Below are 11,018 nucleotides of genomic sequence, written 5' to 3'. Positions count from 1 at the left end.
GTGTAAAAGCGGTTGATCTGCTCGACCCTGAAAAAGTAAGCCAGCTGGGGGAGGGTGGATCGCTTTCGTTGACTAACCCATGTCTGCTGGTTGGCATGTGACTTAAATACAGAGTGAATTTCATGACCGAATCTTTTGCTGATCTCTTTGAAGAAAGCCTTAAGGACCTGGACGTTGCCCGTGGCTCCATCATCAAGGGTACTGTTGTATCCATCGATAGCGACTGGGTAACCGTTAACGCAGGCCTGAAATCCGAAGGCATTATTGCCCGCGAAGAATTCATTAACGAGGCAGGCGAGCTGGAAATCGCTGAAGGCGATGAAGTTGATGTAGCCGTAGACGCCATCGACGATGGCATGGGCTTCACCCGCCTGTCCCGTGAAAAAGCCAAGCGCGCCGAAGTCTGGGGCGAGCTGGAAAAAGCTTTCGACGAAGACGAGATCGTAAAAGGTATGATTTCCGGCAAGGTGAAGGGTGGCTTCACTGTCGATATCGGCCCGATCCGTGCGTTCCTGCCGGGCTCCCTGGTAGACATCCGTCCGGTACGCGATGTGGCGCACCTGGAAGGCAAAGAGCTGGATTTCAAGGTCATCAAGCTGGATCCCAAGCGCAACAACGTGGTGGTTTCCCGTCGTGCCGTGATGGAAGCCGAGCACAGCGCCGAGCGTGAGCAGCTGCTGGAAACCCTCCAGGAAGGCATGGAAGTCAAGGGTATCGTGAAGAACCTGACCGACTACGGTGCGTTCGTGGACCTGGGTGGCATCGACGGCCTGCTGCACATCACCGACATGGCCTGGAAGCGCATCAAGCATCCGAGCGAGATCGTGGAAGTTGGCCAGGAAATCGACGTCAAGGTACTCAAGTTCGACCGCGAGAAGATGCGTGTCTCCCTTGGTCTGAAGCAGCTGGGCGAAGATCCGTGGCACGATATCGTGGGCAAGTACCCGGAAGGCACCCGCGTGAAGGCGAAGGTGACCAACCTGACCGATTACGGCTGCTTCGCCGAAATCGAAGAGGGTGTAGAGGGTCTGGTTCACGTATCCGAAATGGATTGGACCAACAAGAACATCCACCCGTCCAAGGTTGTAGAGATCGGCGACGAAGTGGAAGTGATGATCCTGGACATCGATCAGGACCGTCGTCGTATTTCCCTGGGTATCAAGCAGTGCCAGTCCAACCCGTGGGATGCCTTCGAGCAGAAATACCAGAAAGGCGAGCGCATTTCCGGCAAGATCAAGTCCATCACTGACTTCGGTATCTTCATCGGTCTGGAAGGCGGCATCGACGGTCTGGTGCACCTGTCCGACATTTCCTGGGAAGAGCAGGGCGAAGATGCCGTGCGTAACTTCAACAAGGGTGACGAGCTGGAAACCGTGGTTCTGTCCATCGACGCAGAGCGCGAAAGAATTTCCTTGGGTATCAAGCAGTTGACAGACGATCCGTTTGCTCAGTATGTTGCTGCTAATGACAAGGGCGCAATCGTCAAGGGCGTGATCAAATCGGTAGACGCGAAAGCAGCTACCGTTGAGCTTGCCGAGAACGTGGAAGGTACCCTGCGTGCCAGCGAAATCAGCCGCGACCGCGTTAACGATGCGACCGAAGTGCTTAACGTCGGTGACGAAGTGGAAGCGAAAATCACTAACGTTGATCGCAAGAACCGTGTTCTGAGCTTGTCCATCAAAGCGAAGGACCAGGCCGACGAGCGTGAAGCCATTGACGGACTGTCTGAACAGCAGGACGCCAATGCGCCGAAGACCATCGGTGACCTGATCAAGAAGCAGATGGAAAGCAGCAACGAGTCATAATACGGCTCCTCCCGGGGACCGGCATCGTGCCGGTCCCACTGGGCTGGGAGCCCAGGGAGCAGGCTGTAATGGCGTTAACCAAGTCGGAATTGATTGAGCGGATTGCCGATCGGCAAAACCAGTTGTCGCCCAAGGATGTGGAGCTGGCAGTCAAAACGCTTATCGAACAGATGGCCGATTCTCTGGCCGGCGGAGGTCGTATCGAAATACGCGGCTTCGGCAGTTTTTCCCTCCATTTTCGTGCGCCCCGCGTGGGACGCAATCCCAAGACCGGTGCCAGCGTCGAGCTGCACGGCAAATACGTTCCCCACTTCAAACCCGGCAAAGAGCTGCGCGAGCGCGTTAACGATTCACTGCATGAAGACAGTGGTGAAGGTGTTGATAATGGCGCCAGCGGCAATCAGGCTGCGGTTAACTAAACCCCGTTATCGCCTGGCAGCGTCCTGGCCAGTAAAGAGGGAACCTTTCGATGCGAAACCTGTACCGGATTCTGGTAATTCTGGCCGTTGTGGCCGTTTTTCTTTTTGCCTTTCTGTTCGTCACCAGCAATCGTGACCTGGTGATGCTGGATATGCTGTTCTACCAGTGGCACTGGGAGGTCTCGCTGGGTGTGCTGGTGATCGGTGTACTGGCTATTGGTCTTTTCCTGGGACTGCTGGCCGGTATCGGCCTGCGTGGCCTCAAGAGCCTGTTTTCATGAGTGAATCCTTTTGGCTGTTGCCACTGTTCTTTGTTGCCATTGCGGCCGGTTTTTTTCTCGGCAAGCGTGAAAGCAAGCGCCGCCAACGTCGGCGCATGGCGTCCCTGTCCAAGGATTATGTGGCCGGCATCAACTTCTTTCTTAATGAAGAACCCGACAAGGGGATTGAGGCGCTGCTCAAGGGCCTGGATGTGAGCGAGGAGGGTCTGGATACCCACCTGGCCCTGGGCAAGCTGTTCCGCAAACGGGGCGAGTTCGACCGGGCGGCCCAGCTCCATACCCACCTGCTGGAACATGGCGACTATGGCCGCCCGGTCCAGGAAGAAATTCAGCTGGAGCTGGCCCAGGATTATCTGGCCAGTGGCATCTTCGATCTGGCCGAGCAGGTACTGCTGGAAATGCTGGATCAGGACTGTCAGGCCAAGGATGAAGTCTGTCAGCAACTGATGGGCCTGTACGAGCAGGAGCGGGACTGGGTCAATGCCATCAGCATGGGCGAACGGCTGATCAAAAGCCGCCCGGCGTTGGGGCCGGTACTGGCCCAGTATTGCTGTGAGCAGGCGGACAATCTGCGCCGTGACGGCGATATCAATCCAGCCCGTCGCTTGTTGCGCCGGGCCCTGTCGTTTGATGATCAGTGCGTACGAGCCAGCATTGCAGAAGGCGAGCTGGAAATGGGCGAGCAGAATTGGGATGCCGCCATCCAGGGGCTGCAGCGCATCTGGGTCCAGGACAGTGACTTCTTCGATGAAGTGCTCGACAAGCTGCGCACCTGTTACCAGCAGCAGGAGAAAGACGAAGAATTTATTCAGATGCTGGCGGACTACAGTGCCGAAAAACCCAGCACCAGCCGCATCCTGCTGCTTTCGGAAGCGCTCAAGGAGCGTTACGGCGACAAGGAAGCGGCGGATTTCATTGCTGAATACATGAAAGCGAATCCTTCTGTGCGTGGCCTCAACCGGATCATCGACATGAGCCTGGCCGGCAGTGCAGAAGGGGAGGCCCGCGAGCACCTGGGTGTGCTCAAGCAACTGTCCGAGCAACTGCTCAACGACAAGAGTCTCTACAAATGCCGCCGCTGTGGTTTCGAAACCCCCTTGATGCAATGGCGCTGCCCAAGCTGCAAGCGCTGGGGGTCCATCAAGCCGGTGGTGAAGGAAGTCTAGGCTACGAGCTACCCTCGATTGGATTGGCAATGTCTGGAAGTTCCCAGGGCTTCGTCATTTCTCACGAAGCCGCTGTAGGAGTTCCTCTTGAGGGACGAACCGTGCGAAGCACGGAATCGACCGCAGGGCGATCAGGCATTTCCGGGCTCTACAGGTCGCTAAAGAGTGATCTTCCTGGGGTTGCTTCGCTACGTTCGGTTCGCACCTCGAGTGGAGCTCCTACAGGAACCGTTTGCATGACGATCAAAGCGTGCCCTGGCAATTCTTGAACCCGCTTAACCCAACGCCTACCATACCCACGCCCACCCGCCACTCAGGAAATCGCCATGCCCATCTCCAGCCCTGTCATTGTCGCCCTGGACTATCCCGATGCCGCCCGGGCGCTGGCCATGGCTGATCAGCTGGATCCGGCCAAGGTACGCGTCAAGGTGGGCAAGGAAATCTTTACCCGCAGTGGCCCGGCCATTGTGGAGGGATTGCACAGCAAAGGGTTCGAGGTGTTTCTCGACCTGAAATTCCATGACATCCCCAATACCGTGGCCGGTGCCGTGGCGGCAGCGGCCGATCTGGGCGTGTGGATGGTCAATGTTCATGCCAGCGGCGGCCAGCGGATGATGGAGGCCGCCGCCAATGCCATCGCCAACCACGTCAGCCGCCCCCACCTGATTGCGGTGACCGTGCTGACCAGCATGGAAGGGGCCGATCTGGAGCAAATCGGCGTGATGGACGAGCCCAACGTGCAGGTGCAGCGCCTGGCCGAGCTGGCCAAACGTTCTGGCATGGACGGGGTGGTGTGCTCTGCCCGGGAAGCTGCCATGCTCAAGGATGCCTGTGGCCGCCAATTTGAGCTCGTTACCCCGGGTATCCGGCCTGCAGGCGCCGACGCCGGCGACCAGCGCCGCGTGTTGACCCCGCTACAGGCCCGGGATGCGGGTGTGGACTATATGGTAATCGGTCGACCGATTACCCAGGCTGCCAAGCCTACAGCGGTCGTGGACGAGATATTACAGAGTCTTGCCTGAGCCGCTTACGTAATCCGTCACCTCCGGCTGATAACTTCCCTGCCACGGACTTTCTATGGTGTGGACTCCAATAAATAAAAACGGAGATCCCCATGAAAACTTGGAAAGCGATTGTGGTGTCCCTGCTGCTGGCGCTGAGCCTGCCGGCTCTGGCCGTGGAAGTCGAAGCAGTAAAGGAGGCAGCTAACACCGAAACGGAAAACCGCATCAACCTGAATACCGCGGATGTGACCCAGCTCCAGGAGCTCAAGGGCGTAGGCCCGAAAACCGCGGAAGCCATCGTGCAGTGGCGTGACAGTCAGGGGCCTTTCACCAGCGTAGATCAACTCCTTGCCATCAAGGGGATTGGTGAAAAGACCCTGGCAAAAATGCGGGACAACCTGGTGGTGCAGTAAGCCTTCACCGGTCCCGTTGGAGCTTTGCTCGCAAAGCGAAGAGGTAGCAGATACGTTCGCCTTGTGAGCAAGGCTCCAACGGGGTTGGTCAGTTTAGTGGAAGGGCCGGGTTTGAAATCGCGCCCACAAAAAAGGCTTCCATCGGAAAGCCTTTTTGCGTGTTGTTTCTGGTGTCAGTGTTTCATTCTTCCGTATGACTTTCCTCTTCTTCCGCCTGGCTGAGATCATCAACTCGGTCCGGTTCGTGTGACGGGGTATCCTGAACCGGAGTGTCGCCCTCATGCTGGCGCTGTTCCTCTTTTTCCTGGGTGGCTTTCTCTGCCTTGGCTTCCACTTCCTCGGTGGTTTTTTCCTCGCCGATGCGGAAGGCCGCAAAGCCGGCGTGGACGACCTGATTCACTGCCATTCCCAGAATACGACCGTTGTAAGGGGCGATAATGGCGCTGCCGGTATTGCTGATCGGGTCGGTGACGGTGCCCAGTACCTGGCCTTTTTTCACCTTCTGATTCAATTCTACCTCGGCAAGCAGAATGCCGCCCTGGGTAGCACGAATCCACTCCGACTCATAGAACACCGGTTGCGGGGCGCTCCAGAAACGGCTGGCCTTCCGCATGCCCAGGTTTTCCAGCAGAGTATCGATGGCCTGCACCCCATAGCTCACAGCTTCGGTTTCCAGCCGGTTGGGACCACCGGCTTCCATGGTGACCGCCACAATATCTTTTTTCACTGCCGCGTCGCGGAGCATGCCGGTGACACCGGGGCTATGCAGCACGGTCATGCCGCCAAAGTGCTTGGCAAAGGCCACCACGTCCGGGTTGTCCAGATCCGCCCGGAGCTGGGGCAGGTTGACCCGTTTCTGGGAACCGGTGTGCAGGTCCACCAGATAATCGCAGTGGCGAACAATATTGCTGAACAGGGAGTGGGCCACGCGACTGGCAGCACTGCCTTTCTTGTTGCCCGGGAAGTAGCGGTTCAGATCCCGGCGGTCGCTCAGATACCGGGAACCATTGCGAAAGCCGTCTAGGTTGACGATGGGCACACCGATTACCGTGCCGGCCAGCTGGTCCGGCTCCAGTTCGTACATGAGACGGCGCACCATCTCGATACCGTTCAGTTCATCACCATGGATGGCCGCGGTCAGACACAGCCGCGGCCCGGGCTTGTCGCCATGGGCCACCAGCACCGGTACCGGGGTGGCAATCGACGCAAAGGACTGATCCGGGGTCCAGTGCAGGGTGGCAAAGCTTCCCGGCGCTACCTGTTCTCCGAGCAGGGACAAGGGCTGGGGAGAGGGGGCCTCCGCCGGCGGGTCCGAGGCGTCCGCCATGGGATTGTCGGTTTTGTTCGTATCCGCGCTGCTAGTGGCCAGGCCATCGCTTTCCTGTTGGCGTTCCACTGCGCGCTCTTCGTCTTCCACTTCATTGGCCCAGCCTGGCGTTGTCGCCAGACCGGAAAGGGTCAGGATTGCCGTGATAGCCAGCGAAGACCACGTTTTATACACAAAAGCTCCTTGATTCAGCCAAGCTGATCCAGCTCGTCCCAGCGAGCGAAGGTGGTTTCCAGTTCCGCCTGCAGCTCGGTTTGTTGCTGTTGTGCGGCACTGATCTCAGCCGGGTCACCCTTGAAGAAGGCCGGGTCCGACATGCGCGCCTGTACCGCCTCCAGTGCCGCTTCCAGTTGTTCAATACGCTCCGGCAATTGCTCCAGCTCACGCTGATCCTTGTAGGACAGCTTTTTGCGTTTCGGTGCTGCCGGAGCCGGTTCAAGTACCGGCTTGGCGGATTTGACGGTTTTTCCCTTCACAGGTTCCGGGCGCTGGCGCAACCAGTCCTGATAACCGCCCACATAACTGTTTAGCTCGCCGTTTTCGAACACCAGGGTGGACGTCACCACATTGTCGATGAACTCCCGGTCGTGGCTGACCAGCAGCAGGGTGCCCTGGTAGTTCATCAATTGTTCTTCCAGCAGCTCCAGGGTTTCTGCGTCCAGGTCATTGGTGGGTTCATCCAGGACCAGCAGGTTGAAGGGATTGGTGAACAGCTTGGCCAGCAGCAGGCGATTGCGCTCCCCGCCGGACAGGGATTTCACCGGCTGGCGCACCCGGCTCGGGTCGAACAGGAAATCCTGCAGGTAGCCGATCACATGCTTGTTCTGACCATTGATGGTGACCACATCGGAGCCTTCGGCCACGTTGTCGATCACGCTCTTTTCCTCGTTGAGGGTATCTCGCAACTGATCGAAATAGGCCACCTGTAGCTGGGTGCCCAGCTTCACGGTGCCGCTATCCGGGGCCAGTCGGCCCAGTAGCAGACGGATCAGGGTGGACTTGCCACAGCCGTTGGGGCCGAGAATGCCCACCCGGTCACCGCGCAGCAGGTTCACGGAGAAATCCCGCACGATGGTCTTGCCGTCCACGCTGTAATTCAGATGCTCGGCTTCCACCACTACCTTGCCGGAATTGTCGCCGCTCTGGATGGTCAGGCTGGCGGTGCCGGTGCGGTTGCGGCGCTGGGCGAACTCATCGCGCATGGCCTTGAGCGCACGCACCCGGCCTTCGTTGCGGGTGCGGCGGGCCTTGATGCCCTGGCGAATCCATTTCTCTTCCTGGCTGAGTTTCTTGTCGAATTCGGCGTTGGCCCGTTCTTCCGCTTCCAGCGCCGCCTGCTTGCCACTCAGGTACTTCTCGTAGCTGCCCGGCCAGCTGGTCAGCTTGCCCCGGTCCAGCTCGATGATGCGGGTGGCCAGGGAGCGTATAAAGGCCCGGTCGTGGGAGATAAACACCAGGGTGGCGCCGTAGCTCTTCAGGAACTCTTCCAGCCACTGGATGGAATCCATGTCCAGGTGGTTGGTGGGCTCGTCCAGCAGCAGGATATCCGGTTCCTGCACCAGCGCCCGGGCAAGCAGCACCCGCCGCTTCATGCCCCCGGACAGGCCGGCAAAGGGCTGGTCGCCATCCAGCTTCAGCTTGGAGAGCACCGTGTCCACCCGCTGGGACAGCTGCCAGGCGCCACAGGCCTCGATCTCGCTGCTCAGCTGCTCGAAACGGGCCAGCACCTTGTCATCACCATCGCCAAGATGGTGGACCAATTCCGCGTGCTCGCTGAGCAGGGCACCATGCTCGCCCAGTCCCTCGGCTACCATGAAATGGACGCTGTGGTCCTGATCGTCCGGGACTTCCTGCTCCAGACGCGCCACGGTCAGCCCCTGGGTCTTCTCGATCTGGCCATCATCCGCATGGATCTCCTCGGCAATCACCTTCATCAAGGTGGACTTGCCGGCTCCGTTACGACCAATCAGACAAAGCCGCTCCCCCGGGTCGATGGACAGGGTGACGTGATCCAGCAGCGGCTGCTGCCCATAACTGAGCTGAATGTCGCGGAGGGTAATCAGAGGCATACTGTGTGAATAACCAAAGTTTTGAATAATGGGTTGCCGGTGTGACAATATTCACCGGCTCTGGAATGAGTTGAAAGTGTAAAGTTGAAAGTTCAAAAGCGCGGGAGGGGAGGCTGCTTTGCTGGCAAATGCCGTGCCCGCGTTTGGCTGCCTGTAATCGCGTCCGCCCCGTTTTCCGGATGGCGGCCAGGCTTGCCCGCGTTTCAACTTTGAACTTTCAACTGGTATCTCAACTGAACGCGCAGTGTAGCAGCTTGTTACGAGCCTGTAGTGGTGTCTGAAGGGATCATCGGGCAGCCTGACCCTCAAAGGAGAACAATGCATGACAGACTTTTTGCGGGAACGCTACGAAGAGGTGGATCTGACCCCGGGGCAGGGCAAGATCACCGCCAGCGTGTCCATCGGATTGGGTGTCCTGGCGCTGCTGGGCAGCTTCTGTTTTCTCTATCCGGAGTTGTTGACCACCCCGGAGTTCCGAGCCTTCTATAACGCGGAGGTGCTGCGCATTGCCCTGTTTATCGGCATCGGTATCGGCTTTGTCTGTGGCTTCTTCAGCGTTTTCCGTCACCAGGAGAAGCGCTACGGCATCATCGGCATGGTGCTGGCCTGCATGGCCGCGCTGATTGGTTCCGGGCGCCTGGATGTGCCCCCGGTGGATGGCCGCAGTCTTTACGCCGGGCTGGACTATTTCATCCTCACCCTGCTGGTGCTGGCCCTGGTGTTTATCCCGCTGGAGCGAGCCTTCCCCAAAGACCCGGACCAGAAAACCCTGCGCGGTGGCTGGGTCACGGACATCAAGTATTTCCTGTTCAGCCATGTGGGCCTGCAGCTGATCAGCTTCTTCACCATCATTCCCATCCAGGTGGTGCTCCACGACAAGGTGAATATCGGCTTCCAGCAGGCCATCGCCAGTCAGCCCCTGTGGCTGCAGTTCATCCAGATTCTGATCGTTATTGACCTGGGCAGCTACTGGATTCACCGGGCCTTCCACGAAGTGCCGTGGCTGTGGAAATTCCACGCCGTGCATCACTCCACCACCCAGATGGACTGGTTGGCCTCCTCGCGCCTGCATGTGGTGGAAATCATCGCCAACCGCTTTGTCGGCTACCTGCCCATCTTCATCCTCGGCTTCTCGCCGTCAGCGGTGTATGCCTACCTGGTGTTCGTGTCTTTCCATGCCATCTTTATCCACGCCAATGTGCGCTTCCGGTTTCCGGGCATCCGCTGGCTCATCGCCACCCCGGAATTCCACCACTGGCATCACTCCTCGGAAGACGAGGCCGTGGACAAAAATTACGCCGCCTTTCTGCCCATCTACGATAAACTGTTTGGCACCCTGATCATGCCCAACCGCCTGGCTGCCGAATACGGCACCCGGGCCAGCACCCAGGTGCCGGAAGGCGTGGTCGACCAGTTTCTGTTCCCGTTCCGTCGGGATCACCGCCAAGAATAACATTGTATCGTTGGAGCCATGCTTGCATGGCGAACTCCAGCTTCGGGTTCGCCATGCAAGCATGGCTCCTACAGGATATCGTTAACGAATATGCCAACCGGAACGCTGTAAATGGATGACCTGATCGACCTGCTGCGCGAACGCCACCAGGGCTCTCTGGTAGCCCTGGAACTGCCGAACGAAGACCGGCTGGTGGAAATCGAGGAGCAACTGCTGATTCCGCTGCCGGGGGAGTACAAGGAATTCCTGCTCACCACCGGCGACATTCTTTGCGGCAGCCTGGAGCCGGCTACCGTCATGGACGACTACGCCCACAACTTCCTTCCCGAGCTGGCCGCCCAGGCCTGGGACCAGGGCATGCCCCGTTCGCTGATCCCCGTCTGCCAGGCTGCAGAGGGCCTCTACGCCATCGCCCAGGACGGCCAGATCGTTTTCTGGGTACCGGGCGAGGGCGTCAACGAGGATGAGGAATGGAGCTCTATCTGGCAGTGGGCCAGAGAGGTCTGGTTAGAGAGTTAATTCATCGTTAATAATGAATAGCTAACTAAAACTTCAAACCCCCAACCCGCCTCACGAAGCCGCTGTAGAAGCTCCTCTCGAGGTGCGAATCCGAGCCCAAGCGAGGAAACGGCGTTGGCCGTGGCCTCCCGCTTCCTCGAAATGAATACTCCGCCCTCTGTAGGGGGGGCTTCTCTGCAATGAACAGCCTTGCTTCGCAAGGTTCTCACCTCAAGAGGTGCTCCTACTGTAGTGGTCAACTAATACCGGACAGTGATTTAGGTTTTTCTTCGGCCACCGCAGGGGCGATCCCGCCGTTGTAGCTGTGAGGCCTGTGGTAATTGTAGTAACCCATCAGATAGTCACCGATATCTTTCTTTGCTTCGGGCAAGTTGCGGTAGCCCATCGTAGGCACCCACTCTGATTTGAGGCTGCGGAACAGCCTTTCCATTGGCGCATTGTCCCAACAGTTGCCCCGCCGGCTCATGCTTTGCTGCATTCGATAGCGCCATAACCGCTGCCGGAACACTCGGCTGGCATATTGGCTGCCCTGATCCGAGTGGAACATGAGTTTCTCAGGTTG

Annotated in this window: 11 protein-coding genes; 8 read left to right on the top strand and 3 right to left on the bottom strand. The window is 58.3% G+C overall.

What is annotated here, in order from left to right; genetic code table 11:
* Positions 1-122 precede the first annotated feature (122 nt).
* From rpsA to C4S63_RS16160, 6 genes are all read left to right on the top strand, one after another.
* Positions 123-1,805: a 30S ribosomal protein S1 gene (gene rpsA, locus C4S63_RS16185; RefSeq protein ID WP_062817700.1), complete on the top strand. Its 1,683-nt coding sequence runs from the start codon at positions 123-125 to the stop codon at positions 1,803-1,805.
* A gap of 68 nt (positions 1,806-1,873) precedes the next feature.
* Positions 1,874-2,224, top strand: coding sequence for an integration host factor subunit beta (gene ihfB, locus C4S63_RS16180; protein WP_062817701.1), 351 nt, complete (start codon positions 1,874-1,876; stop codon positions 2,222-2,224).
* A 50-nt stretch (positions 2,225-2,274) separates the two neighbouring features.
* Entirely contained in the window at positions 2,275-2,505 is a 231-nt protein-coding gene (locus C4S63_RS16175; RefSeq protein ID WP_062817702.1) for a lipopolysaccharide assembly protein LapA domain-containing protein, read from the top strand.
* Entirely contained in the window at positions 2,502-3,671 is a 1,170-nt protein-coding gene (gene lapB, locus C4S63_RS16170) for a lipopolysaccharide assembly protein LapB (protein ID WP_103918185.1), read from the top strand. Before C4S63_RS16175 ends, lapB begins: the two co-directional genes overlap by 4 nt.
* A 326-nt stretch (positions 3,672-3,997) precedes the next feature.
* Entirely contained in the window at positions 3,998-4,693 is a 696-nt protein-coding gene (gene pyrF / locus C4S63_RS16165) for an orotidine-5'-phosphate decarboxylase (protein WP_103918184.1), read from the top strand.
* A 92-nt stretch (positions 4,694-4,785) separates the two neighbouring features.
* Entirely contained in the window at positions 4,786-5,088 is a 303-nt protein-coding gene (locus tag C4S63_RS16160) for a helix-hairpin-helix domain-containing protein (protein WP_062817705.1), read from the top strand.
* A 181-nt stretch (positions 5,089-5,269) separates the two neighbouring features.
* On the opposite strand, the gene C4S63_RS16155 is transcribed toward C4S63_RS16160, so the two are convergent.
* Positions 5,270-6,589, bottom strand: a complete 1,320-nt coding sequence (locus tag C4S63_RS16155) for a succinylglutamate desuccinylase/aspartoacylase family protein (protein WP_103918183.1) — start codon at positions 6,587-6,589, stop codon at positions 5,270-5,272.
* 14 nt (positions 6,590-6,603) lie between these two features.
* On the bottom strand, positions 6,604-8,484 hold the full coding sequence (locus tag C4S63_RS16150) for an ATP-binding cassette domain-containing protein (protein WP_103918182.1): 1,881 nt from the start codon (positions 8,482-8,484) through the stop codon (positions 6,604-6,606).
* 322 nt (positions 8,485-8,806) lie between these two features.
* Here C4S63_RS16150 and C4S63_RS16145 point away from each other — a divergent pair, with 322 nt between their 5' ends.
* Positions 8,807-9,937, top strand: coding sequence for a sterol desaturase family protein (locus tag C4S63_RS16145; protein WP_103918181.1), 1,131 nt, complete (start codon positions 8,807-8,809; stop codon positions 9,935-9,937).
* A gap of 111 nt (positions 9,938-10,048) precedes the next feature.
* Complete coding sequence (locus tag C4S63_RS16140) at positions 10,049-10,456, top strand: SMI1/KNR4 family protein (RefSeq protein ID WP_103918180.1); 408 nt, start codon at positions 10,049-10,051, stop codon at positions 10,454-10,456.
* Between the two features lie 235 nt (positions 10,457-10,691).
* Here the strand turns inward: C4S63_RS16140 and C4S63_RS16135 are convergent.
* Positions 10,692-11,018 (bottom strand): integrase core domain-containing protein (locus C4S63_RS16135; protein WP_146063369.1); only part of this gene is annotated, 327 nt, incomplete at its 5' end.

This window comes from Alcanivorax sp. DSM 26293, assembly GCF_900107995.1.
Classification (GTDB): domain Bacteria; phylum Pseudomonadota; class Gammaproteobacteria; order Pseudomonadales; family Alcanivoracaceae; genus Alcanivorax.
Note: the sequence above shows the minus strand (reverse complement) of the source record. Positions and strands in the feature narration are given on the sequence as shown.